The 25,444-nt window shown below is 42.9% G+C and carries 26 protein-coding genes; 7 read left to right on the forward strand and 19 right to left on the reverse strand.

Going from position 1 to position 25,444, the window contains the following annotated elements; translation table 11 throughout:
• Positions 1-8: 8 nt before the first annotated feature.
• Positions 9-803, reverse strand: coding sequence for a Cof-type HAD-IIB family hydrolase (locus WKT17_RS06945; RefSeq protein WP_178761813.1), 795 nt, complete (start codon positions 801-803; stop codon positions 9-11).
• A gap of 181 nt (positions 804-984) precedes the next feature.
• Between WKT17_RS06945 and WKT17_RS06950 the strand changes: the two genes are divergently transcribed.
• On the forward strand, positions 985-1,794 hold the full coding sequence (locus WKT17_RS06950; RefSeq protein WP_291681123.1) for an AraC family transcriptional regulator: 810 nt from the start codon (positions 985-987) through the stop codon (positions 1,792-1,794).
• Between the two features lie 72 nt (positions 1,795-1,866).
• Here the strand turns inward: WKT17_RS06950 and trhA are convergent, their stop codons facing one another.
• Positions 1,867-2,553 carry a PAQR family membrane homeostasis protein TrhA gene (trhA, locus tag WKT17_RS06955; protein ID WP_173749225.1) on the reverse strand — a complete coding sequence of 229 codons (687 nt, stop codon included), beginning with the start codon at positions 2,551-2,553 and terminating at the stop codon, positions 1,867-1,869.
• Between the two features lie 305 nt (positions 2,554-2,858).
• Between trhA and WKT17_RS06960 the strand changes: the two genes are divergently transcribed.
• A complete protein-coding gene (locus tag WKT17_RS06960) occupies positions 2,859-3,266 on the forward strand; it encodes a Fur family transcriptional regulator (RefSeq protein WP_173749224.1) in 408 nt (135 codons plus the stop codon).
• 118 nt (positions 3,267-3,384) lie between these two features.
• On the forward strand, positions 3,385-3,927 hold the full coding sequence (locus WKT17_RS06965; RefSeq protein WP_173749223.1) for an NADH peroxidase: 543 nt from the start codon (positions 3,385-3,387) through the stop codon (positions 3,925-3,927).
• Positions 3,928-4,098: 171 nt separating this feature from the next.
• Here the strand turns inward: WKT17_RS06965 and WKT17_RS06970 are convergent, their stop codons facing one another.
• The 5 genes from WKT17_RS06970 to WKT17_RS06990 are packed head-to-tail and all read right to left on the reverse strand — an operon-like array spanning position 4,099 to position 10,442.
• Positions 4,099-5,946, reverse strand: coding sequence for an alpha-amylase family glycosyl hydrolase (locus tag WKT17_RS06970; protein ID WP_178761829.1), 1,848 nt, complete (start codon positions 5,944-5,946; stop codon positions 4,099-4,101).
• The gene (locus WKT17_RS06975) at positions 5,927-7,273 is read right to left on the reverse strand and encodes a glycoside hydrolase family 32 protein (RefSeq protein WP_291681122.1); all 1,347 of its coding nucleotides are present in this window, start codon (positions 7,271-7,273) and stop codon (positions 5,927-5,929) included. The genes WKT17_RS06970 and WKT17_RS06975 overlap by 20 nt, the downstream gene beginning before the upstream one ends.
• Positions 7,274-7,309: 36 nt before the next feature.
• The gene (locus tag WKT17_RS06980; RefSeq protein WP_173749221.1) at positions 7,310-8,170 is read right to left on the reverse strand and encodes a carbohydrate ABC transporter permease; all 861 of its coding nucleotides are present in this window, start codon (positions 8,168-8,170) and stop codon (positions 7,310-7,312) included.
• Positions 8,170-9,042 (reverse strand): carbohydrate ABC transporter permease, encoded by an 873-nt coding sequence (locus tag WKT17_RS06985; RefSeq protein WP_173749220.1) that lies wholly within the window; start codon positions 9,040-9,042, stop codon positions 8,170-8,172. The genes WKT17_RS06980 and WKT17_RS06985 overlap by 1 nt, the downstream gene beginning before the upstream one ends.
• 23 nt (positions 9,043-9,065) lie before the next feature.
• Positions 9,066-10,442: a sugar ABC transporter substrate-binding protein gene (locus tag WKT17_RS06990; protein WP_178761819.1), complete on the reverse strand. Its 1,377-nt coding sequence runs from the start codon at positions 10,440-10,442 to the stop codon at positions 9,066-9,068.
• 306 nt (positions 10,443-10,748) lie between these two features.
• Here WKT17_RS06990 and WKT17_RS06995 point away from each other — a divergent pair, with 306 nt between their 5' ends.
• Entirely contained in the window at positions 10,749-11,786 is a 1,038-nt protein-coding gene (locus WKT17_RS06995; RefSeq protein WP_173749218.1) for a LacI family DNA-binding transcriptional regulator, read from the forward strand.
• Here the strand turns inward: WKT17_RS06995 and WKT17_RS07000 are convergent.
• The 6 genes from WKT17_RS07000 to WKT17_RS07025 all read right to left on the reverse strand — a co-directional run bounded on the left by WKT17_RS07000 (position 11,783) and on the right by WKT17_RS07025 (position 17,314).
• Positions 11,783-12,604: a MurR/RpiR family transcriptional regulator gene (locus WKT17_RS07000; RefSeq protein WP_173749217.1), complete on the reverse strand. Its 822-nt coding sequence runs from the start codon at positions 12,602-12,604 to the stop codon at positions 11,783-11,785. The two genes, WKT17_RS06995 and WKT17_RS07000, sit on opposite strands and share 4 nt — an antisense overlap.
• Before the next feature lie 35 nt (positions 12,605-12,639).
• Positions 12,640-13,524, reverse strand: a complete 885-nt coding sequence (locus tag WKT17_RS07005; RefSeq protein WP_178761821.1) for an ROK family protein — start codon at positions 13,522-13,524, stop codon at positions 12,640-12,642.
• Positions 13,525-13,542: 18 nt separating this feature from the next.
• A complete protein-coding gene (locus tag WKT17_RS07010; protein WP_178761823.1) occupies positions 13,543-13,995 on the reverse strand; it encodes a YhcH/YjgK/YiaL family protein in 453 nt (150 codons plus the stop codon).
• A 103-nt stretch (positions 13,996-14,098) separates the two neighbouring features.
• Positions 14,099-15,610: a sodium:solute symporter gene (locus WKT17_RS07015; RefSeq protein ID WP_291681121.1), complete on the reverse strand. Its 1,512-nt coding sequence runs from the start codon at positions 15,608-15,610 to the stop codon at positions 14,099-14,101.
• Between the two features lie 39 nt (positions 15,611-15,649).
• The gene (locus WKT17_RS07020) at positions 15,650-16,576 is read right to left on the reverse strand and encodes a dihydrodipicolinate synthase family protein (protein ID WP_291681120.1); all 927 of its coding nucleotides are present in this window, start codon (positions 16,574-16,576) and stop codon (positions 15,650-15,652) included.
• Positions 16,577-16,615: 39 nt separating this feature from the next.
• Entirely contained in the window at positions 16,616-17,314 is a 699-nt protein-coding gene (locus WKT17_RS07025) for an N-acetylmannosamine-6-phosphate 2-epimerase (RefSeq protein ID WP_291681119.1), read from the reverse strand.
• 269 nt (positions 17,315-17,583) lie between these two features.
• Between WKT17_RS07025 and nagA the strand changes: the two genes are divergently transcribed.
• Entirely contained in the window at positions 17,584-18,687 is a 1,104-nt protein-coding gene (gene nagA, locus WKT17_RS07030) for an N-acetylglucosamine-6-phosphate deacetylase (RefSeq protein ID WP_173749216.1), read from the forward strand.
• A 93-nt stretch (positions 18,688-18,780) separates the two neighbouring features.
• Here nagA and WKT17_RS07035 read toward each other — a convergent pair whose 3' ends face one another.
• From WKT17_RS07035 to WKT17_RS07050, 4 genes are all read right to left on the reverse strand, one after another.
• Positions 18,781-19,014, reverse strand: coding sequence for a hypothetical protein (locus WKT17_RS07035; RefSeq protein ID WP_291681118.1), 234 nt, complete (start codon positions 19,012-19,014; stop codon positions 18,781-18,783).
• The gene (locus WKT17_RS07040; protein ID WP_291681117.1) at positions 19,001-19,285 is read right to left on the reverse strand and encodes a hypothetical protein; all 285 of its coding nucleotides are present in this window, start codon (positions 19,283-19,285) and stop codon (positions 19,001-19,003) included. The genes WKT17_RS07035 and WKT17_RS07040 overlap by 14 nt, the downstream gene beginning before the upstream one ends.
• The gene (locus tag WKT17_RS07045; protein ID WP_180211120.1) at positions 19,266-19,541 is read right to left on the reverse strand and encodes a GIY-YIG nuclease family protein; all 276 of its coding nucleotides are present in this window, start codon (positions 19,539-19,541) and stop codon (positions 19,266-19,268) included. Before WKT17_RS07045 ends, WKT17_RS07040 begins: the two co-directional genes overlap by 20 nt.
• A gap of 268 nt (positions 19,542-19,809) precedes the next feature.
• Entirely contained in the window at positions 19,810-20,568 is a 759-nt protein-coding gene (locus tag WKT17_RS07050) for a M23 family metallopeptidase (protein WP_173749214.1), read from the reverse strand.
• A gap of 165 nt (positions 20,569-20,733) precedes the next feature.
• Between WKT17_RS07050 and WKT17_RS07055 the strand changes: the two genes are divergently transcribed.
• Both WKT17_RS07055 and WKT17_RS07060 read left to right on the forward strand, forming a co-directional pair.
• Entirely contained in the window at positions 20,734-23,013 is a 2,280-nt protein-coding gene (locus WKT17_RS07055; RefSeq protein ID WP_291681116.1) for a sensor domain-containing diguanylate cyclase, read from the forward strand.
• Positions 23,014-23,036: 23 nt separating this feature from the next.
• On the forward strand, positions 23,037-23,915 hold the full coding sequence (locus WKT17_RS07060) for a hypothetical protein (RefSeq protein WP_294542362.1): 879 nt from the start codon (positions 23,037-23,039) through the stop codon (positions 23,913-23,915).
• A 29-nt stretch (positions 23,916-23,944) separates the two neighbouring features.
• Here the strand turns inward: WKT17_RS07060 and WKT17_RS07065 are convergent, their stop codons facing one another.
• Positions 23,945-24,820 carry a SpoIID/LytB domain-containing protein gene (locus WKT17_RS07065; protein WP_291681114.1) on the reverse strand — a complete coding sequence of 292 codons (876 nt, stop codon included), beginning with the start codon at positions 24,818-24,820 and terminating at the stop codon, positions 23,945-23,947.
• A gap of 57 nt (positions 24,821-24,877) precedes the next feature.
• Positions 24,878-25,444 carry a class I SAM-dependent methyltransferase gene (locus tag WKT17_RS07070; protein ID WP_291681113.1) on the reverse strand — a complete coding sequence of 189 codons (567 nt, stop codon included), beginning with the start codon at positions 25,442-25,444 and terminating at the stop codon, positions 24,878-24,880.

Genomic DNA, 25,444 nt, shown 5'->3' on the forward strand with positions numbered 1-25,444 from the left:
GCCTCCTTTTAAATCAGGTCAAAATGTTTCATTGCCCTGTAGATTCCATCTTCCCTGATGGGTGTTGTTACATAAGAACAGATGTCTTTTACTGCCTGTTCGGCGTTTCCCATAGCCACACTGTTTGGCACAGCCTCCAGCATAGCCCTGTCGTTTTCACTGTCTCCGAACACATAACAGTTTTCCTTTTTCCCGCCCAGATAATCACAGATAAACTGAATTCCTGTTGCCTTTGAATAATCTTTCTGCACCACTTCATACATATGATGAAGCCTGTCTATGCAGACAAAATGCCGGGACAAATATTCCAGAAGGGCCTGCCGGGTCTCCTTTTCTTTCAGGATAATCAGCAGCTTATCGTACACCAGACTGTCGCTTGCCAACACTTCCTCAATATCTCTTCCTTCTATCTGGAAAGTGCTTCGCGCCACTTCCTCCCATTTTTCCAGTTCAGGCATTTCCCTGTCCATATAAATGGCATCAGAAGCCTCATAAAAAACCGGCACATGATGGCTTCGCACTTCCTTCGCCACTTCTTTACAAAGCGAATTGGAAAGTCTGGCTGCCAAAAGTTCCTCTCCCCGGAGAAAAATATGGGTTCCGCAGCCACAGATATATCCGTCAAACCCCATATTCAGCAATTCCTTAGGGAGACTCTTTTTTGTCCTTCCTGTGTTGATAAACAGAAGATGACCTCTCTTATGTGCCAGATGCAGTGCTTCTCTTGTACTGTCCGGCATTTTTCCGTCTTCTTCTGTTATAAGTGTCCCGTCTATATCAAAAAACAACATTTTTGTATCCATCTGCTTTTCTCCTTTTCGTGTTTTCTGCTTTCATTATAGTCCTCTTTTAAAAACACCGTCAATGTGCAAACGGAATTCTGTCATTGCTGTTCTCTCCTGTTTATTATATAATTTCATAGAAAATGTTGCTATGTGATTTTGTATCTAAAAATTGTTGATTTGTTGCATAAAGGAGTCAAAAATGGAACAAGATATAACCCCGGAACAGGCTTATCTGTCCGTATATTTTTGTGGAAAAGAAAACTGCGAGCCCGGTCATTCCTTTGGCCCTGCTGTCCGCCCTCACTATCTGCTTCATGTAGTTTTAGACGGCAAAGGTTTTTACCGAAAGAACGGTGTGACTTATTCCCTGCACAAGGGCGACGCTTTTCTGATTCCCCCCATGGAATCCACCTATTACGAAGCGGACCAGGAAGACCCCTGGACCTATGCCTGGGTGGGCTTTGACGGAAAAAACTGTAAACAGACACTGCGCCAGACCGTTTTTTCTCATTCCTTTGTCTTTTTAAACAGTGTCCCGGAAAAAACAGCCCAGATTTGTGACGCTATGGCCTTTCTGCTGCAGTCCTTCCAAAATTCCCACGGAAATCAGCTTCAGCTTACAGGAAGTCTGCTTCTTCTGCTTTCTCATATGCGAAATACCGTTGACGGGAAACGGGAGGAATTCACACACCGATACTTTCAAAAAGCCCAGGAATACATTGAAAACAACTATTCGTATGATATCAAAATTTCTGATATTGCCCGTCATGTGGGCATTGACCGCACTTACTTATACAGGATTTTTATGGAAGAAGAACAGCTTTCCCCCAAGCAGTACCTGATGCAGCACCGCATACGAATCGCCACACAAATGCTGTCCTCTGCTTCCTATACCATTACAGAAATTGCATTTTCCTGCGGATTTAAAGATTCTCCCTCTTTTTGTAACCATTTCAAAAAACAGGTGGGAATCTCACCTCGCAAATTTCGCCAGGACTTTTTAAAATAGATAGAAACAGAGCTTCCGAAAATCCACATTTCGCATTTTCAGAAGCCCTGTTATCCACATTTTTATTTTGTTTTACACATGAATTGGCATTACAAAGAAGTACATTACAATAAAATGACAAATGCTGCCGCCCATGACAAATAAATGAAAAATTTCATGAGAACCAAAATTTTTATGTTTAGAATTAAACAAAGGTAATTTCAGCGCATAGATAATTCCGCCCACGGTATAAATAATTCCCCCTGCCAAAAGCCAACCGAATCCCGCCGGGGAAAGGGACTGTACAATGGGAATAAAAGCAAATACACACAGCCATCCCATACCAATATAAATCACAGAAGAAAACCATTTCGGACAGGTAATCCAGCAAGCCTTAACAACAATTCCGATGAATGCAACCGTCCACACTGCTGCACAGAGCATAATCCCTGTTTTTCCCTGCAGAACAATCAGGCACACCGGCGTGTAACTTCCTGCAATCAAAATAAAAATCATCATGTGGTCCATTTTCCGCAGCCTCCGGTTCACCTTCTCCGTAGAATCTACGGTATGGTAAATGGTGCTGGCCGCATACAAAAGTATCATACTCAATATGAAAATACTCATGGCAATCATATGAATATGGTCCGGCTCTCTGGCCGCCTTTATAAGCAGCGGCAGCGCTGCCAGCAAGGCCATAACACAGCCTATAAAATGGGTAATGGCACTTCCCGGTTCTTTAATTTTAAATTTTCTGCTGCGTTCTGTACTGATTTTCATACTCTCCACTCCTTTGCTTCTGAATTGTCAATCTGCTCTCTTATGTTAGTATATTCAAAACTTTGGTTCTTAACACTATTTATAGATATCTATATTTCATTATGTAGTTTTCAAAACTACTTATTGATATTTAGTATACTACACCTTTTTTTAAGAAATTGCAATACAGAATCTTTGAAACACAAAATAATTTATTATTTTTTTCTTTTTTATACTTGACTTTTTTTATCAAGTATGCTAAATTGATTACAGTAACAATTACTATTATTAATCAGTCAGCTTTCACTGGCAGAAAGGAGAACTTTATGGCTGCTTTAAAATACAGCCGGCAGCGGGAATGTATCAGAGCATTTATACAGAGCTGTCAGGACCACCCTACCGCAGACACTGTGTATGCAGGAATCAAAGCCGAATTTCCAAATATCAGCCTTGGTACCGTATACCGGAATCTTTCACTTCTGGTAGAACTCGGTGAAATTGCAAAGATTTCCACAGGCGACGGCCCGGACCGTTTTGACTGTAATACAAAACCCCACAGCCACTTTATCTGCACTCATTGTCATTGTATTCAGGACATAGAGCTTGCTGATATAGACTGTATAAAAGAACAGGCCGCCCGGAATTTTGACGGAACGATTACTGCACACACCACTACTTTCTATGGCATTTGCAGACACTGTGCAGAAACAAAAAAGTTCAAAAAAAGTAGTTGACAATTTTACTCAAGTATGTTAAATTAAAATAGTAATCATTACTATTATCAATAAAAAACCTGGCATAAGCCAGATTTAATAACAAACAAAATTTCAATAAGAAAAGGAGATTATCATTATGAAAAAATTTGTATGCAGCGTATGTGGTTATGTTTATGAAGGTGAAACAGCTCCTGAAAAATGTCCAGTTTGCGGCGTAGGCGCAGAAAAATTTGTAGAACAGTCTGCAGAAAGAAGCTGGGCTGCTGAGCACGTTGTAGGTGTTGCACAGGGCGTTAGCGAAGACATCTTAGCTGATTTAAGAGCAAACTTCGAAGGTGAATGTTCTGAAGTTGGTATGTACCTGGCTATGGCAAGAGTTGCTCACAGAGAAGGATATCCTGAAATCGGTTTATACTGGGAAAAAGCTGCTTATGAAGAAGCAGAACATGCTGCTAAATTCGCTGAATTATTAGGCGAAGTTGTTACAGACAGCACAAAGAAAAACCTGGAAATGCGTGTAGAAGCAGAAAACGGCGCTACAGCTGGTAAATTCGACCTGGCTAAACGTGCAAAAGCTGCGAACCTTGATGCTATCCATGATACTGTTCATGAAATGGCAAGAGACGAAGCTCGTCACGGAAAAGCATTTGAAGGTCTGTTAAAGAGATACTTCGGCTAATCAGACGGCTGGCAAAATAAGAAATAGAAACATCTAGAGACTCGGGTATTTATCCGGGTCTTCTTTTATCATTCTCTCATAAAAAAGAACTGTCGCATTAAATAGCAGAAAATCTTTATACATTTTCCATATTATTTAATGCGACAGCCTCAATCTTAACCGTATTTATTTTTACACAATTCCCCTCTTTGCCCAGACAAATCCATGTCCCGGCACCTGCACATCTTTCATTTCCATCTTCTCCCCTGTCATCAGGTTTCGGTACTCTCCGTCCTCCTGCATCCATGCTGTTCTGTCCTGGCTGCTGAAATTAAAGATTCCAAAGAATTTCTCCCCATCCCTTTCCCTCATGATACAGAGAATGGAATCATCATGCACGTCATAAGTATACACACTGGCTTTTGTATCAAACACAGCTTCCTGTCTGCGAAGTTTTTCCAGCCTGTTCAGTCCCATGAAAATCTTTCCTTCCACAGTATCTGCATGACCTCTCTTTGCTGCCAGATCCCAGTGAAACGCTCCCCTGTGAAGATAACGGGAATCCTCCCGCTTCAACGGATTGCCCTTATAGCTGTAATCATTCACCTGTCCGATTTCATCCCCGCTGTAGAGCATAGGAATTCCGGACTGGGTAAACATATAAGCGTGAAGCATCAAATCAAGCCCCACGGCCTTTTCCATTTTTTCCTCATCCTGCTCAAAGCCTGCGCTTTCCACACCGCACATAGACGCTGTAGTGCCGCAGAATCTGGCATCCTGAGTTACCGGATCATCATTGTAAAGCTCGCCCCGGCTGACACTGCCTTCATATTTTCCGGTGAAGAAATCATTCAAGTATCTCTTATGAGAAACCTCTTCCATCCCCCACCATTTCAGGGTATCAAAGTCCAGTCCCCATCCAATATCGTCATGGCACCGCAGATAATTCAAAAATGTATATTCCTTTGGCAGCGTATTCACCACATCCATCTGCTGTTTCAGCAGCCGGATATCCTGGGTGGCCAGGCTGTGCCAAGTCGTCGCCATGGTCGTCACATTGTAAAGCATATGACACTCCGGCTTCTCCACCGTTCCAAAATAAGGCACCACCTTTTCCGGCTCCATTACCACTTCGCCCAGCAGAATCACGCTTGGGCACACAATTTCGCCAATCATCCGCATCATTCTTACAATGGTATGTACTCTCGGAAGATTCCTGCAGGAAGTTCCCAGTTCTTTCCAGATATAAGGCACTGCGTCAATACGGATAATATCAATTCCCTGATTGGCAAGATAGAGAAAATTATACATCATTTCATTAAATACCCTGGGATTTTTGTAATTCAAATCCCACTGATAAGGATAAAAGGTGGTCAGTACATAATGCTGCAGTTCCGGCAGGTAAGTAAAATTACCCGGAGCAGTGGTTGGAAATACCTGAGGCACCGTCTCCTCGTATTTCCCGGGTATATCATAGCTGTCATAGAAGAAATAACGGCTCATATACTCTCCGTCGCCCTGTCTCGCCTTCTTGGCCCATTCATGGTCCTCGGAAGTGTGATTCATGACAAAGTCCATGCACACATTCATATCCTTCCGGTGGCACTTGTCTGTCAGTGCCGCCAAATCCTCCATGGTACCAAGCTCCGGTTTCACCTTTCTGAAATCCGCCACCGCATAACCGCCGTCCGAGCGGCCTTCCGGAGAATCCAGAAAGGGCATGAGATGTATGCAGTTTACATTACAAGACTTCAGATAATCCAGTTTTTCCTGTACGCCCTTCAAATTTCCTGCAAAATTATCAAGATAGAGCATCATGCCCAACATATCGTTTTTCTTAAACCAGTCCGGATTTTCCTCTCTCTTTTTATCCCGGTTTTTCAGACTTGCCTTTCTCGCCTGATAATATTCATACATTTGAGAAGTCAGCTCTCCGAACATTTCCTCATTTCCGTATAATTCCATGTAAAGCCATCTCAGTTCATCCTGATGCTTTGCCATTCTTTCCTGAAAAACACTGTCACTTTTTTTCATTCTCATCATCCCACCCTGCTAAAATCTTCTCTATCGGTCCTGTCAGTTCCCTCTGAAGATTGTATACCACATTGCTGATGACATATTCGCCGTTATTTACGAAAATCTCTATGAGATTTTTATCCACAACAATATCCAGCCCATAGCTGCCTTTTAACTGCGGAGTGCTGCTTACCATCCGGTAATTTTTCCTGTTTCCAAACACTCTGCTTCTGTCCGCCTTTACACAATCCTCTTCCACATAAATCCTGTATCCGCCTATATCCAGCACATCTCCTTCTTTCAGAGTTGTCTGCAGCCGGAAAGGCCGGTCATAATCTACATCTTTTCTGTTCTGTACTTCTTTCGACAGATACTTGTCTGCCTCCGTATGCATACGGAAATAAATATGTCCGTTCTGTACCTCCATCATTCTGGGCGTACACATCATACCGTTCCAGGTACCTCTCTCGCTGTCCTCTTTTACCGCCTCCGGCATACGCAGCCATGCCACCATAACCCGTCTTCCGTCTTTGTCCACATTGGTCTGTGGAGCATACAAGTCCAGTCCGTAATCCACAAACTGATATTCCTTTGGCAGTGACAATCCACATTCCCCTTCCCGGAAATCCACAAGTGTGCATATAGAATGATGTACATATTCCAAACCGTCTTCCAGAATATTCATGGGAGACCCCTGGAAAACATACTGTCCCTGGATTTCAAAAAGATCCGGACATTCCAGAATCGTTCCAAAATTCTCATGGCTGTACTGACTGACATATTCCCAGTTTACACCGTCCGCGCTCTTATAAAACAACACACGTCCTTTTTTCCCGAATATTGTGCTTCCCAGAATCATATAATACATATCCCCGTATTTCCATACCTTTGGGTCTCTGGTATGCGTGGCGTCTGCAATGCTTTCATCCCTGACAACCGGGATTATCTGCTTCTTCGCCCCCATGTTGTCAAAAGTAAATCCATCCTCTGAAACCAACATAGCCTGACTAGTCTCAAAAGCATCCCCTTTTGCGTGATGAATATCCTCATCCTCCGTTTCCAGATATTTTACCGCAGAATAATACAGGTACATTTTCCCATCCTTTTCCAGCGCGCTCCCTGAAAAAATTCCGTTTCTGTCATAATCCTTTGTGGGATACAGCGCCACACCCAGGTGATTCCAGTGCAGCAAATCCTCGCTTACTGCATGGCCCCAGTGCATGGTGCCCCACTCCGGCGCATAGGGGAAATACTGGTAAAACAAATGATATTTTCCTTTGTAGTAAATAAATCCATTTGGGTCATTGATCCAGTTTCCCGGTGCTCTTAAATGTAACGTGTCTTTTATCATAACCAGATACTCCCTTTCCTTAAATCCGTTCCAATCTTATTTTACCGCTCCAGCTACCACACCGCTGATAATCTGTTTCTGCAGTACCACATACAGAATCAGAATCGGGATAACACAAAGCAGCAGTCCTGCCATAATCGTTCCGTAATCTGCAGAATAAGTGCCGTAGAAACTGTAAGTGGACAGCGGCAGTGTCAAAAGCTTCTTGTCTGTCAATACCAGAGACGGCAGAAGGAAATCGTTCCAGAATGCCAGAGAGTTCAGGATTGCCATCGTAGAAATAATAGGTTTCAGCAATGGAAATACAATCTTAAAGAAAGTCTGCGCGCGGGTACAGCCGTCAATATAAGCCGCTTCTTCCAAAGCAACCGGCATGCTGCCCTTGATAAATCCATGGAACATAAAGACCGACATAGCCATGGAAAATCCGGTATGCATAAAAATCAGGGTGATTCTGTGGTTTAAGATATTCAAAGTACCGCCGTAAATACTTACCAGAGGAATCATGATGGCCTGAAAAGGAATAATCATGGACGCTACCATTAAGGAAAACGTCAGCTTTGATATCTTATTGTTATGGCGAACAATGTAGTAAGCCAGCATGGAAGCAAATAAAGTAACCAGTAAAGTTGCACTGACCGTTACAATCAGGGAATTTCCGAAAGCACGTGGGAAATCCATCTGGGTAAAGGCTTTTACAAAGTTGTCAAAAGACAGACCTTTGATGGTAAACAGCCAGGAAAACGGGCTTTTGATAATATCTCTCTTCTGCTTCAGGGAGTTGATAACTACCATTACAAATGGAAACATATAAGCCACAAATAATATAAGCAGCACTGCCATGGAAAGAATATTTGTTATTTTTTTCTTGGTTCCGCCAATCTTTGTCTCATTCATTATGCTTCAACCTCCCTCTTCTTTGTGAAGTATACCTGCAGGCCACTGATGCAGGCTACAATAACAAACAGGATAAATGCCTCTGCCTGTCCTACGCCGAACTGTCTGGAAGTAAACGCCTTTTCATACACATGCATAGCTGCCATTTCGGTTGTTCCGTAAGGCGCACCTGCGGTCAGAGAAAGGTTTACATCGTATACCATAAATGCTCTTGACAAGGTCAGGAACAGACAAATGGTAATGGAAGACATCATCAGCGGCATGATAATGTTTTTCAGCTTTACCCAGCCGGATGCCCCGTCAATGCTGGCTGCTTCCATAACATCCTCGCTCAGTCCCATAAATCCTGCCACATAAATCAGAATCATGTAACCGGAAAGCTGCCATACCGATACTACCACCAAGGCCAGAAAAGCTTTGTTTGGTTCAGACAGCCAGGAAACTTCAAAGAAAGACCAGCCTGTGCTCTCTCCGATATTTACAAAAACTCTGGAAAATACAAACTGCCAGATATATCCCAGGACAATACCGCCGATTAAGTTCGGGGTAAAAAATCCTGCACGGAAGAAATTCTGTCCCTTAATGCCTCTGGTTAAGAGATATGCAATGGCAAAAGCCAGTACATTTACCAGAACCACAACGGCAATCACATACTTAAAGGTCAGTACCAGGGAACTCCAGAACTGTGCGTCCTTCATAACCCCTGCAAAATTTTCCAGTCCTATGAAATTCTTTACCTTAGACACACCGTTCCAGTCTGTCAGAGTCAGATATACACCATATAAAAAAGGTACAATCACTACTGCAAAGAAGCAAAACATGCCGGGTAGTGCAAACATGCAGAAGTCTTTTTTCTTATTATTTGATTTCATTCGCTCCGCCTTCTTTCTATCTTCTATTTCTGGTCAGCCCAGTATTTGTCTATAGATTTGATTAATTCCTCTCTGTCACTTCTGCCCGCCAGATATTTCTGCATGGCTGCTCCCAGTACAGACCAATGATCGTTTGGCACAATCGCAGATGCATTGAAGGTTTTGCCGTCATGTGCCTTCTGGTAAATATCTCTGCTCAACGGATCCGCCGGCTCGTACGGATTGTTCTGGAATGGTGGAATCAGGCTGCTGGTTTTTACAATCATCTGCTGTCCGATTTCACTGTATACAATCCAGTTCAGGAATTCTTTTGCCGCCGCCTGTTCCTTCTCACTGGCAATCTGTCCGTCTATCATCACCTGCTTGGAAGGAGATGCCTGAATCTTGGAATTTACAAAGTCATTTTTGTCGTTATTCATGAAATATGGAAGAAATCCGTATTCGTCCGTTTCCTCTGCTCCCGCTTCTTCCAGATTCGGCCATGCCCAGTTTCCGTTGAACCAGAAAGCAGTCTTTCCATCTGCCAAATCTATGGCCATTTCGTCATAATCCGCCCCCAGAGGGTCAGCTTTTGCCACATTGTACTCCTTCAGCACATCAAACATATCTAAAAACTGGCTCATACGGTTATATTTTGTAAGGTCCAGGCTGCCATCCTTAATCTCTTCAATCACCTTCTGTGCTCCCGCTGAGGTTCCGTCCTCTGTCTCATAAATATACTGAAGCTGGTGAGCGCCCAAAGACCAGTCCTCCTTCGCCATGGAAACCGGACGTTCCATCCCTGCGTCCGCCAGTTCTTTCAGCAATGCTTTAAAGTCATCTAAGGTCGTAATGGAATCCGGGTCAAATTCTCTTCCCAGTGTTTTCTCAATCACTGATTTGTTGTAAATAATACCTCTTCCTTCAATACAGAGAGGAAAGCTGTATACCTTTCCATTGACTTTTGTCACATAATCCTCCGCTTCGGAAATCCACTTTTCAGATGACAAATCCAAAGCTTTTTCCTCTGCCAGGGCAATGACATCTGTGGTATCCAGAATTGCCATTGTAGGCGGTGTTCCGGAGTTATACATACTTACCACCTTGGTATAAGGGGAATCTCCGTCTGTCACAGGCATAACCTCAATATGTACCCCGGCCTTTTCTTCAAACTGCGCCGCCATCTTTTCCAGCGCTGTCTGAATTTCCGCTTTGGAGTTCAGAAGAGTAATCTTGGTTCCATCCAATGAAGAATCATACTGGAAGGTGTCTGTAGAAGTATCAATAGGCACCTCCTTCTGTGTTTCGTTGGGGTCGTCCGGGTCACTGGCAAAACCAAAGGTACATCCTGTCAGTGTCGCTGCCCCCAGCACTGCGGCAAGTGCTGATGCCATCACTCTTGTCACGACTTTTTTCTTCATGATTTATTCCTCCTGTATCTTATGTAGTCGGGATTCTCCCGCTTTTTCATGCCTTTTTCAGCCGTCATATAACCGGTAAAGTAACCGGTTACTTTTGTAATTTCATACTAGCATAGAAACCTCTCTCCGTCAACGTCTTTGTGCAGTTTTTCCCCTTTTTGAAAAAACTTTGTAAAAACTGTACGATTTGCCCAAGGATTATTTGGAGACATTTTACAAAACCGGTTACTTAACCGATTCTTCCTTGTTCTTCTCCCGGACTTCTGCTATACTGTTTTTCAACGACAAATGAGTAAAGAGGCGCTTATGAAACAGAAAAAAAACGTAACTTTTGATGATATTGCAAAATATACCAACTTTTCCAAGACAACCATTTCCCGGTATTTCAACAATCCGGATTCTCTTACTTTGGAAAATCAGGAAATCATTTCAAAAGCACTGGTAGATTTAGATTATAAAGAAAACAAAGTAGCACGGATTCTCGCCAACGGACAGACCGAATTTATCGGTATTATTGTCCCCAATCTGCATAATCACTACTATTCGGAAATGCTGAATCAGATTCTGCAGACCTACGAACGTTTCGGCTATAAATTCCTTGTATTTATCGGAAATGAACATGCAGACACTGAACGGCGGTATATTCAGGAACTGATGTCCTATAAAATCGAGGGTCTGATAATCTTAAGCTTTACCATCCCCTCAAAAGAACTGGCTGATCTTCACGTTCCCATTGTCACCATTGAACGGGAAGACAAGTATGTGTGCAGTGTCAATACGGACAATTACATGGGCGGTGTGCAGGCCACCAGCCTTCTGGCCGAGCACGGCTGTGATGTGCTCATACACATCAATACACCCACTCCACCGGAAATTCCGGCCTACGGACGTATTAAAGGCTTTCAGGATATCTGCCGGGAAAAGAATCTGAAACATAAAATTATTTATAAAGATTTGGGGAATACCTATGAATCCATGCGGAAAACTTTAAGCGAAGTGTTAGACCAGTTGGAACGAGACTATCCCCATCAGAAAAAGGGCCTGTTTATTTCCAGTGATACCCACGCCAATGTATTTTTAAATCTTCTGATTCAGAGATATGGCACCATGCCCAAAGACTATTACCTTGTAGGCTTTGACGACTCTCCCATCTCTACAGAAGCTGTCCTTCCCATTAGCACCGTTGGACAGCACATTGATAAAATTGCTTTTGAAGCTGTCCGTCTTCTGGTGGAACAGATGGATGAACGGAAGAAAAGAAATCCGGTTCTTTTGGAGGAACCTATTCATAAGGTCATTACTCCTTATTTAATCCGGCGTGAAACAACAGAAAGGGATTCCTAAGAATCCCTTTCCAGTACTTCCAATGTATATTCGTGCAGCGTTTCCCTCCGAAAGTCATCCATTCGCAGCATACGGGAATAGATAATATCCACCATAACCAGTATGGGAAACTGGGGAGAAATGGCTTTGCCCTTTTCCAGATTGGCCTTTACGGCAAAAAGCATAATTTCATCACAAAAGTTCTGAAACTTTTTCTCAATATGGGAAGTCATAAGAATCACTGCCGCCCCGCACTTCTTTGCCGACTGCAAAGAATGTATCACAGCTTCTGTCCTGCCGCTGACACTGATTCCGATAGCCGCACATTCCCCATCCAAAAGCACCGAGTTCATTTTCATAATATCCACATCTGTAATGGCCTCAATGGTGACGCCGATACGCATAAAACGTAGCTTCATCTCCAGGGCAGCCAGCCCGGAACTTCCCTTTCCATACACATAAATCCGCTTTTTCTCAGAAATAATGTCCACAATCCGCCCAATCTGGTTCTCATCCATCAGCGAATAACTCTTGTTTAAAAGCTCCTGATAATCGTTGAGTACCATCTTAATCTGGTCGCTTGCAGGCTTGCGGCTCACAACCGTCCCTCCCTGCTCATAGCAGAAAATAAACTCCCGATACCCCTTATATCCGCATTTCTTTGCAAACCGTGACAGAGATGCTTCTGAAACAAACAGCCTTTTGGATACATTTTTTGACGACAAATCTAGTTTCTCTTCATTGTGAATAAAGAAATCCGCTATCGTCTTTTCCAGCGGTGTAAAATTTTCATAAATGGCCTCAATGTGAGGAACAATATTTTTTTCGTATTCTTCCATACTGCCTCCCTGTTTTCTTCTGCAAAGATTTTTGACTAATGCCTTTCTTTAAAATGGCAGAACGCTCCCAGCATACCTGCCTGATTCTGGTTCCTGGCAAATTCCAGACGGGTGTTCTGTGCCACAGAAGGTATCAGATACTTGTCCAGGCTCTTTCGGAGTCTATCCTTCAAATACTCTTTTTGAGCCATAATACCGCCGCCTAATACCACAACTTCAGGATTTACCACATAGCAGATATTGGAAATTCCCATTCCCAGTACCTCACACATTTCCTCAATGGCACGAATACAGTCCATATCCCCCTTTTTTGCATGTTCAAACACATATTTTCCATCAATGCTTTCCGGGGCTATGCGCTTGTACTCTGCCGTTTTCTTCACCAGAATACTGCTGGCGCCCATATCCTGAAACGCTCCTCCCGGCAGGTGCATATAGCCCACCTCGCAGCCGCTTCCGGAAAAACCATGGAACACCTTGCCGTCTATGAGAATGGCCCCTCCGATGCCGGTCCCCACAGTCAGGCAGACACTGATTTTACTGCCCTTTGAGGCACCGCTAAAATGCTCCGCCAGTCCTGCACAGTTTACGTCATTTTCCACCTCACAAGGCAGATGAAACCGCTCCTCCAATGTCTTTTTAATTTCTGTTCCCGTATAATGGGGAATCAGAGGCGCTGCATAAGTAATACGCCCCTTTTCACAGTCTACCATTCCCGCTGTGGACACACAGATACCCTCCGGTTTATATGTATTCAAAAACTCTTCCACAATGGCTTCTGCTTTCTTCATAATCCCCGGGCCGCCGTGCTTCTGGGCTTCCGTCGGCATTTCTCCTGTGGTAAGAAAGGTTCCGTCTTCCCTAATCATGCCGTATTTTATGGACGTACCGCCAATATCAATACAGATATATGTCTTCATGTGCCAACTCCTTACAGCTTATTTTATCTTAATCTTAAAAATTGCCTTCTTAATGGTCACCGGCTCTTTCACCTGTACAGCCGTTCTGTGTGCATCTTTTGGATAACACAGCAGGAAATCCCCTTCTGTCAGCACTACATGGCTGTTTGATTCTCCCTCCAAAGGCAGAAAATCATCTTTTTCCACAAACTCCTTTTGCTCCATATTGTCAATAAAATTTACATCAATCTGCTCCGGACCTCTGAGCATAAAATGCAAATCCAGATACTGACGGTGTGCTTCCCAGAATCTTTCCTCCGGTGTCGTTGTCTTATATTCTACAATATTTACAAACAGGTTGTCACCTTCAATTTCATGACTACCCTTTTCAAAAGCCAGCAAATCATGTTCTTTTGCATACGCAAAACATTTTAAAACTTCTTCTTCCAGATAACCGTAATCCTTTAAATCTCTGACATTTCCAAATACCATAATCCTGTTCTCCTTTTTTATCCGCGGTCAAAAATCCGCAAATCCATACTCAGCCCGGACTGTGAAATCCGGGCTGAATCCTTCCTGTATCAAATTCCTTTTATCAGTTTTTGTAAATAGTTGTAAACTCTGCAGGCTTTGATGTATCGCCTTTTACCTTTCTCCAGATAATACTTGCCGGTATACCTACTACTAAGGATACTGCAATAGAGATAATGGAGTAAGACCAAATAGATACCTTATCTGCCGGTACAAAGTATTTGATGTAAACCATAACTCCGGAAGCTGCAATAAAGGCCAGTGTTGCGCCAAAGGTATTTGCCACCTTGGTAAATGCACCCAGAATAAATGTACCGATAAGAATACCCAGTACCAGACCCATAAATCCGTTGAACCATTCGTAAGCAGATTTTACTCCACCGTTTGCCAGTACCATAGCAACTACGATAGAGAAAATACCTACAATCAGGGATACCCACTGTCCAATCTTTGTCTGCTTTTCAAAGCTGAGTTTCTTCTTAGACAGACGTTCCTGAATATCCAGTGTCCAGCTGGATGCTACAGAGTTCAGACCTGTAGACAATGTAGACTGTGCAGCTGCGTAAATGGCTGCCAGTAAAAGTCCTGTAATACCCACCGGAAGTTCAAATGCAATCCATGACGCAAAAATCTGGTCCTGCTGCGCTGCCGGCGGAAGCTGATTTCCCTGTACCTGGTAAAATACATACAAACCGGTACCAATCAGATAGAATACGGTTGCAATAAAGATAGAAAGCGCACCGTTTGCCAACATCATCTTATTTAATTTCTTTGTATCTGTTGTAGTTGTAAAACGCTGTACAATATCCTGACTGGATACATAAGAACCCATAGTGTTAAATCCTGCACCTACAATTAACAGGAATACACTGTCTTTCAAAATGTTCGCATCGAAAATCGGCTGATTTTCTGCCAGGAACTTGTGGTTTGCTGTAAACTCGTGGAAAATAGCTCCGATTCCTCCGTCAATATTGGAAATGAGGAAAATCAAACCAAAAGTTACACCAATCAGCAGTACAGAGCCCTGAATAAAGTCTGTCCACAATACGGATTTTAAACCGCCTGTATAGGAGTAAATAATAGCAATTACACCCATGATGATAATTAAAATGTTTACATTCACTCCCATGAGTTTAGAAAGTACCATACATGGCAGGTACATAATAATGGACATACGTCCAATCTGATATACAATAAACATAACGGCGCCCAGAACACGAAGTCCCTTGCTGTTGAAACGCAGTTCCAGATAATGATAAGCAGTATCAATATCCAGCTTGCTGTAAATCGGCAGGAAGAACCGAATCGTAATCGGAATTGCCAGCAGCATACCAAGCTGTGCAAACCACATAATCCAGGTTCCTGCATAAGAGTTTCCTGCCAGTGACAGGAAGGAAATCGGACTCAACAGCGTTGCAAAAATGGAAACAGAAGTTACCCACCACGGTACAGTGCCGTCTCCTTTGAAATATTCTTTTCCCTTCATTTCCTTCTTCGCGAAATGAAGTCCGGCAAACAATACTGCTGCCAGGTAAACAATTAAAATGACTAAGTCAATCACTGTAAATCCCTGCATGAATTTTCTCCCTCTTTAAACTTTTGTCTTTTAAATATCTTACAGATATTTTGCCTTGGCAGCCTTTACCATATCGGCTGCTTCCCTTGCAATCGCTTTATCTGCTTCCTGGAGATTTTCCAGCGGAAGACGAACACCGCCTAAATCCAGATTTTCGTTGATACGAAGAATTTCTTTTGCTACTGCATACATATTTGCATGGCTGGAGCACATTTTGTAGATAATTTCATTGATATCATACTGTAATTCTGTTGCTTTTTCTCTTTCACCAGCAGCAATCAGATCATTTAATTTCAGGAATAATTCCGGCATTACACCGTATGTTCCGCCGATACCTCCGTCAGCACCAATAGCACGTCCTGCCACAAACTGCTCGTCCGGACCATTAAATACCACAAATTCTCCTTTTGCAGCTTTTCCTGCTGCCTTGAACATCTGAATATCCTGTGTAGGCATGGAGGAATTCTTTACAGCTACCACTCTTGGGTTCTTCATCATTTCCGCAAACAGGCTCATAGTCAGAGCAGTTCCTGCCAACTGCGGAATATTGTAGATAACAAAGTCTGTATTCGGAGCAGCTGCGCTGATGGCATTCCAGTATGCAGCAATGGAATATTCCGGCAGGCGGAAATAAATAGGCGGAATAGACGCAATTGCATCAACCCCTACGCTTTCAGAATGTTTGGCCAGTTCCACACTGTCTTTTGTATTGTTGCATGCGACATGGTTGATAACTGTCAGTTTACCTTTTGCCACTGCCATTACATTTTCAATGATAATTTTACGTTCTTCTACTCCCTGGTAAATACATTCCCCTGAAGAACCGTTCACATAAACGCCCTTTACACCTTTGTCAATGAAATACTGTGTCAACGCACGCACACGCTCCGGACTTACATTTCCTTCCTCATCATAGCAGGCATAAAAAGCCGGAATAATTCCTTTGTACTTATCTAAGTTTCCCATGTTCTTTTCCTCCTTGACATTTTGTCTTTAAACTTTAAATTAACTTTCTGCTTTTGCCATTTCCTCTGTAAAAGACTTTGTGATTAACTGCGGACGGGTGATAATGGAGCCTACCACCACGCTGTAGCAGCCAAGTTCTACCACACGCCTTGCTTTTTCGGGGGTATTGATATTTCCTTCAGCAATTACATGATGTTTTACATTTTTCAGAATTGTGCGGATAATCTCAAAATCATTTTCCTCAATTCTGTCTCCCTTACTGTGTTCTGTATAACCCACAAGGGTTGTTCCTATAAAGTCAAAACCAAGCTCGTCTGCATGAAGTGCCTCTTCTACGGTAGAGCAATCAGCCATCAACAACTGATTCGGGTATTTTTCTCGAATGTCGTGATAAAATTCATCCAGTGTTACACCTCCCGGACGCAGTTCAATGGTGGCGTCAATGGCGATAATTTCCGGTTTGACTTCCATCAATTCATCTACTTCCTTCATGGTCGGTGTAATGTACACCTTGCTGTCTTCGTAATCACGCTTCACAATGCCAATCACCGGAAGATCCACGTTCTTTTTAATCTCCTCAATATCTTCCTTTGTGTTGGCACGGATTCCCATAGCGCCTCCTTCTTTCGCCGCTCTTGCCATTCTTCCCATAATAAAAGAGGAATGCAGCGGTTCATGTGGAAGTGCCTGACAGGATACGATTAAATGTCCCCTGAGCTGCTCTAATTTCTGTTCCATAATGCTCTCCTTTCTGCTTGCGCTTTTCTGGAACTTAGTATAACACCTCTGAAACGTTTTTCAATATTTTATAAAATTTTGAAACACTTTTCATACCATTTGTCATTTTATCCAATTTAACACTTTTTTTAAGCTGTATTTTTTAATAATCTGCACAGCACTTGAAAGTTCTTTCACTTTTTTAAGTATTCATTGAATTAATTTCTTTCAGGAATTATAATGGAAACAAACGAATTTTACATTTAAACCAAATAGAAGGAGAAGGTATCATGATTATTAAAAACGGCCTGGTCTTCCAGGAGGACGGAACTTTCCGTCAACAAGATTTATATGTAGAAAACGGCAAAATTGCCGCATCCGAAGCAGAAATAACAGATAAAACAGAAGTAGACGCTTCCGGTTTGAAAGTCATTCCCGGTCTGGTAGATGTACACAGCCACGGCGCTTTTGGCCATGATTTTTGCGACGCAGACCCCGAAGGCTTAAAAGTAATATTGCAGTATGAAAAGGAACACGGCGTTACCTCTTACTGTCCCACCTCTATGACTCTTGCAAAAGAAAAACTGCTTGATATTTTTGCAACTGCTGCTAAAATAGACGAAAGCCCGGAACTGTCCCGCATTATCGGCGTCAATATGGAAGGACCGCTGATTGATATTAAAAAGAAAGGCGCTCAGGCCGGTGATTATATCCGTGTTCCGGATGCTTCCTTTTTCCGTAAGTGCAACGAAGCGTCCGGAAATCAGATAAAACTTGTCACTCTTGCCCCAAATGTGGATAATGCCTTTGAATTTATTGAGGAAGTGAAAGACGAAGTTATGGTTTCCATTGGACATACCACAGCTAACTACGATTGTGCGAAAAAAGCTATGGACTTGGGTGCAAAACATGTCACTCATCTGTACAATGCCATGCCTCCTTTCGCCCACAGAGACCCGGGGGTTGTAGGGGCTGCCTGTGATACGCCGGACTGTATGGTAGAACTTATCTGTGATGGATTCCACATTCATCCGTCAACTATCCGCACGACTTTTAAAATGTTCGGTGAAGAAAGAGTTGTCCTTATCAGTGATTCCATGATGGCCACTGGCATGCCAAACGGCAAATATGAACTGGGAGGACAGGAAGTCACTATGAAAGACCATTTTGCCGCACTGGCTGACGGTACCTTGGCAGGCTCGGCTACCAATCTTTTCGACTGTATGAAAAATGCTATGAAGTTTGGTATTTCCGAGGCTGCTGCAATCTTTGCCGCAACCAGAAATCCTGCAAAAAGCATTGGAGTATACGATAAAGTCGGTTCTCTTACACCGGGAAAATTTGCGGATATGGTGCTGGTTGATGAAAATTATGAGATTAAACAGGTGATTTAAAAGAATACACGGATTATACTCCCCTTTATAACGAATAGAGCAAAAGAAGAAGTTGCGTTATGTTCCACACACAAACTTCTTCTTTTGTTTTTTTTACTCAGATAAAGAATCGTCTAAATCTTGTAAAATCTCCTCAATAACCTCTTCCGGCAATCCCAATCCTTCTGCGATTTCTGCCCTACTTTTTCCTCTTTGTACATGATTCTGTATCAATTCACAGAGCATATTTCTTCTCCCCTTTGCAAGTCCTTCCCTATTCCCTTCTTCCCAGGCCTCTTCCCTCTCCTGCCTCATATGCTTTTCCTGGTCATACTCAAATATACTCATGTTCTTTGCCTCCGCTCGATTCTTCTCCAGAAATTCTTTCAGTATCCCTTCCCGCACATCTTTGTTCCACCTCTCTGCATTTGTTCCTGTTTTCTGTGAATAAAAGCATTGAGATTTTCCTTTGATATGCTGTCAGATTTTCAGACACGGCAGAACGCCGCAATAGACCTATTAGAATATTGGAAATATATAATGCTTTGAGGATATTGTAGCACAGCTTCTTCCTGATTGCTACCATTTTTCCACGATTTTTATAAACTCTGTTTTTCACTTTTTTCCCACATTTGAAATTGTTCTATCAGCGCTGTCTTCTTACTTCTGCTCAATTTTTTGATACCTGCTTCCCTGCTCATGGCCTCTTGCTTCGTAGGAAATTCTTCATAATACACCAGTTCCACCGGAAGCCGCACTTTCGTATATTTTGCCCCTTTTCCTGCATTATGGCAGGCAATTCTTTTTTCCAGACAGTTTGTCCATCCCGTATAAAATGTTCCATCACTACATTTTACAATATATGTATAATTCAACTTGCCTCTTCCCTTCTGCTTTTCTGTAAAACTATGTAGCGGACGCCTCATCTGCTCCGCAAAGCCAAACAGGACGCCCTCTATATAAAGCTGCCGATTAAGAAGTATTTCAACCATACTTGAGGCTGTGCCTCTCAAAATAAAGACTGTAGGAATATAAATCGGCTGCGAATTATCTTTCGCATACTTTATTATACTCTCCCGGGTGGTATTTGTGAATGATTTCTGCCCCAAAAGACAGCCAATCTCCCAATTGGCTGTCTTCCATTCACGGCAAATATTCCATTGGATCCAAAGGTACTCCGTCCTTGCTGAGTGCAAAGTAAAGATTTGCGCCTTCTTTCGTATAATATTTCGTAGGCTCATTAATATATCCGAGAGCTGCTCCCGCTGTCACATATTCTTCTGCCTGAAACGGCACATCTTTCAACTGTCCATATACAGCCTGATAGCCATTTCCCATATCTACTGTCACCGTTGTGCCCGTTTCCTCATTTTCCGTCACAGATACAATTTTTCCGTTGGCCACTGCTGCCACCGGAGAACCTACCTCAGCTGAAATTGCTACAGCCGGATTCAGTTTATACACATTTAAAGTAGGAAAATACACCGTATTGTCCATATTATAATCCAACACAACCTGTCCGTTTACCGGCCACTCCATAAGGGAGCTTTCCGTAAAGTTCACATCCGGCGCTGCTGCCACTCCGGCCTGGTTCTGTGCCTCTGCTGCCGCATCCTCTGCTGCCTGTACTTCTGTATCAGCAATTTCCTCTTCCGGTGTTTTCTCTTCTTCCACTGCTTTTGTTCCTTCTACATCAGAAGTATTTGCATCTTCCGTTTCCTCTTCTTCCCTCTCTTCTGTCTTTATTGCCTCGTCAACAGAATCCTTCTCGTCCTCTTTAACAAATTCTTTCTCATTCGGCGTGCTCTTACTCCCGGACTGATACACAGCCACACAGGTAACTACCAGTGTCAGTGCCAATAACCCTCCCAGGGCTGCACGAATTTTCCCTTTTTTACTCATATTCTTCACCTCTGCCTATAATTGGAACACTTCTGCCCCTTTTCTTGATTTCAATTATAGGATTGCCGGAATATGAAAACTTATACATACAAAACCATAGCTTTCCCCACGCTTTCATGATAAAATATTTTTATCACTATTTGTTCATATCCAAAGGAGATTTCTATGAAACCGTTAATCAGCTTTGCGAAAAAGCGTTTTGGGCGGAAACACCACCTGAAAAAATTCTTCATGGGATACAGTTTCATGATTGTTTTTTTATTCCTTTTCGCCATTTTCCTTTTATGGAAATTCAACGCCGCTTACACTTCACTGATTACAGAAGATAAAAAAGAACTGCTTGTGAACAAAGCACAGGAAAGTGCCTTTTACATCAAAAACTTTTACCTGACACGGGTAAACGGTCTGCAGAACCTGGCAGATTCTTTCCCGGATTCTTTTTCAACCACAGATTCTGCCTCTTTAGAAAAACTGTATACGGCTAACTCCATGGATTTGTTTGACCATATGGGCATAGCCGATGTGAACGGAAACGCCATAGACAGCGAAGACCGCCATTTGAATATTTCTGAACGGGACTATTTTATACAGGCACTCTCCGGTCAGATTGCAGTTTCAGAAGTCATAGATTCTATGGCAGAACCCGGCATTCAGGTACAGATAATGGCAGCTCCCGTTCGCACGAAAGACAACACGATTGCCGGTATTGTATACGGCATAACCGATAAAGACTCCATTTCTGCAATTTTAAATACCGCAGATAACATGGACGCTTACCTGCAGATTGTAGATTCCAACGGTAACTACATCACCAGCCACAAAAATTCCAACGCTGTGATGAATAACAAAAATGTGTGGAAAGAAATGGAAAACTATACCTTTCTCAAAAGCAGTCGCCAGGAAATTATGGAAAATATACAGAATAACAAAAGTGGTTATTTTGAATTTTCCGTTGACGGAGACATCCGGTTGTCCTACTATGTTCCTCTGGACATCAATAACTGGCATTTATACTCAACCATACGACAGACACCGATTCTTACAGAAAGCCGCAAGGTACAAAATATGGTAAACCAGATGTTTTTCTGGATTTCCGCCCTTCTGGCCCTCATATTGGTACTGGTTCTCTGCATGCAGGAAAGAATAAGAGCCAGAATCCTGTTTGAACACGACGAAGCTATAAAAAATGAACACATGCTGCGAATTGCCATTGAATATTCCAAAACCATGGTGTTTGAATACAAGGCCAGAGAAGACATTCTGAATATGCATGGTTCTCTTCCCGATTCCAACCTGCATCCCTGCCGGATAGAAAATGCACTGGAAACACTGGGGACCTCAGGAATTATGAAGGACTCCTCCCTAAAAGACTTCCACCAACTGATTCAGGAAGTAAAAGACCAGGGATTCAGCAGAAAAATCATGAAATTTCATCTGAAAAACGGAGATTTCTGGTTTCGGGTAATTGCCAAACAAACAGATTCTGCCTATGACACGGAGCAGCGAACCGTAGGACTTCTGGAGGATGTGACGGAAAACATGATACAGAAACAGGAAATTCAGCTGCAGAACCAGCTGCAAAAGGCTTTGTTTGAAAAAGCCAGGAGCAGCGCCAAATTCCAGTTGAAAAAGAATCAGATTCTGGAAATCAACCAGGAAAAACTTTCGGAATTTCTGTCCTTTGAAAGCTACAAAGAAAAATATATCTTTCCATTTGTGTCCGAAGACTATCTGGAAATCATGCGTCATTTTCTGCACCGGGAATACCTGGCAGAAGAACTAAACACCGCAAACAGAAAAATTCGGACAGAATTTCTGTTCATACAGGACACACAGCTTCTTTGGACTTCCTGCGAAGTCTATAAACTGGAATTAAACAAGGCCCAGGACACCTATCTTCTGTTATTAAATGACATTGATACAGAAAAACGGCAGGAACTGGAGCTCAGGGAAAGGGCAGAGCGTGACGGCCTCACCGGACTTTACAATGCCAGAACAGCCAAAATGAAAATCAATCAGCTGCTGGCGGACAAAACCGCTCCCGAAAACGGGCTCTTTCTCATTCTGGATTTGGATAATTTCAAGCAGATTAACGATACCTTCGGACATCTTTACGGTGACCGGATTTTAAACGATACCGCACAGATTCTTCAGAAACATTTTCGCAAAACTGATATCATTGCCCGGCTTGGCGGTGATGAGTTTACCGCATATCTGCCAGGCGCGCACAATTTCGAGCATATGGCTCCTATTTTCGATCATTTAGTTATGCAGCTTCACCGAACCTGTGAAGAAAACGGCAAAAAGGTAACGATTTCCGCTTCCATTGGCATTGCCTCTGTACCGGAACACGGAACCTGCTTCGAACAGCTTTATTTCCAGGCAGACCATGCTCTGTATCAGGTAAAAGAAACGCAGAAAAACGGTTGGAAAGCACAACCATAATATACATACGGAGGTTCTCACATATGAAAAAATACTTTTTCTTTCTTTTTATGGCAGTCCTGCTGCTTTTTGACGGATTTGTCCTGATTCACTTTTATCAGACCACAGCCGCTCCCCGCTCCTACTACATCTGTTTCTGGGCAGCCCTGGCCATCACCCTGCTCTTTGTACTGTACTGGATTTTCCTGCGAAACAGACTGAAAAGTGCTGTAAAGCATTACATTCCATTTGTATGCAGTCTGGCTGTCCTGCTGCTCAGCGGGCTTTCCCTTTACAGCGGAATCCGAGATTTTGCAGCAAAATCCAACCCACGGCAGACAACCCTCACGCAAATACAGTTTTTCAAAAATAAGCACACCCTGTTTGGTATTTCTCTGGGATATACTTATTCCATGGAAGGTATTGATTTAAATGAGAAGACTGTGCGGGTAGCTGTTACAGAAAAAGAATTTGACACATATTCCTACTTTCAGCCAGAGGGAAGTCTGGACACGGACAGCAGAGAAATCAGTTATAAATACTCCGAAGACTCCAAATTCATTGTCCAATATCTGCCTGTATCCAAAAAAGCTGTATCTGTGCTGGAAACCACGCCCTCTCCGCTGGCCTACCAAAGTAATGATTCCGATGAACTTCATGCAGAAATCACCTCTATTTTAGATAGCTGCACCATAGAAGCCAAAGTCACCAGTAACGGCAGCTACGACGGTTTCCATATGAAAAAAGGAGACACGGTCACCATCAAAAGTGACATGACAATTTTGTATCCCTACAATGTACAGGAATTTTACGAATTTAAAGAAGGAGACTCCATTTACTGCAATGTCGAAAGCATTGAAGACGGCGATACGCCTGTTGTACACACCTCTGTTCTGAACCTGGAGACAGATAATAAAAAGTAAATCTGCATTCAAAAAACCGGTAACGCACCTCAAAACGCCTTACCGGTTTTTTTATACCATGAAATCTCGAGTTCCGGAAAAAAATACAGCAGAATTTCTCTGTAACTCTTCCCCTCCAGTGCCATTTGCTGCGCCGTATACTGGCTCATTCCCAATCCGTGTCCCGCACCTTTGCACAGAAACCGTACTTCTTCCTCTGTTTTCTGTATGGTAAAACAGGAAGACGGCAGTTGAAGCAATTCTCTCACCTTTTCCCCCTGGAAGACCTGATTTCCAATCTGTACTTCCATGGCATATCCTGCCCCGTCCGCAGACTTCACTTCCACGGTTCCCTCCCCCATCTGAAATCCCGGATACACACTCTTTAACTGTTTCTCCAGTTCCTTCTGTGAAAAGTAACAGCCCTCTACATACAGAGGACTGTCTATATCTTTGGCGGTTTCCACAGATGGTATGTAAGAAAATGCTTCTCCCAGAACTTCCTTTCCCTCTCTGGTTTTTCCCCCACTTAACGCATGATACGGCAGTTCCCGGACCTCCCCGTCTTTTTCCAATATCTGACCTTCTGTCTCCCGGGCTGCCTTTTGAAAAATCTCATATTTTTTCAGCATTTTACTGTCCATTTGTTGCTTTTTTATATACCTGGCAGCTTCCTGTATCATTTCTTCCTGCTTGTCTGGATTGGCATACAGGTTTGTTCTGGCCAGAACGACCTGAGCTCGAATTGCTTCTTGTTCATATGCCCAGGAAATTTGGGATGCCGCCACAGATGCCGTATAAGCCTCTATATCCGGCTTTTTGCTTAAAGGGCATGCCGTCCGCCCCAGAAGTACCACAGTAAGCATCCAGGGCAGTACAGGAAACAGCACTGCCATTAAAATACACGAGTCCTTTTCTCTGCTCATACTATGACAAACTCCTGTATTTTCCTCACTGTTATCCTATGCCTGCCCTGTCATGTCCTATCCCTTTTTTACTACAAATGCCGGTATGGGAGGGTTATTTTCCCGGTTATAATAATGGTTTACAATTACAATATACTTCCGACTGTCCAACTTTCTCAGAAAGTCCAGTATCTGGTTCTTTTCCTCAAATCCCGTATCCCCTCCGCTGTAAATACAAAGCGCCATAACACCGCCCGGTTTCAGCAGACGCATTCCTGTTTCCACTGCCTGTACACTGGTGTCTGCCTTTGTGGCCAGTTCATGGTCCCCTCCCGGAAGATATCCGAAATTAAAATAAATGCCGTCCACAGAATCCGGCTTCACATACTGTTCCATCTGGGTATGGCTGTCCAAAATCAATTCTGCCTTTGCCAAAAGCCCATGCTTTTCCAGCCGCTCTTTTGTAGCTTTTAAAGCCTGCTCCTGAATATCAAAAGCCCATACTTTGCCAGTCTCTCCTGCCATTTCACACAAAAACTGTGTATCATAGCCATTTCCCATGGTAGCGTCAATATAAACACCGCCCGGTGTGACCTGAAGCTTAAATAATTCATGACTCCATGCTGTAATCTGATATGATTTCAT

Origin of the sequence: Blautia sp. HCN-20427 (assembly GCF_037890365.1) — a bacterium.
Taxonomy (GTDB): Bacteria; Bacillota; Clostridia; order Lachnospirales; family Lachnospiraceae; genus Blautia.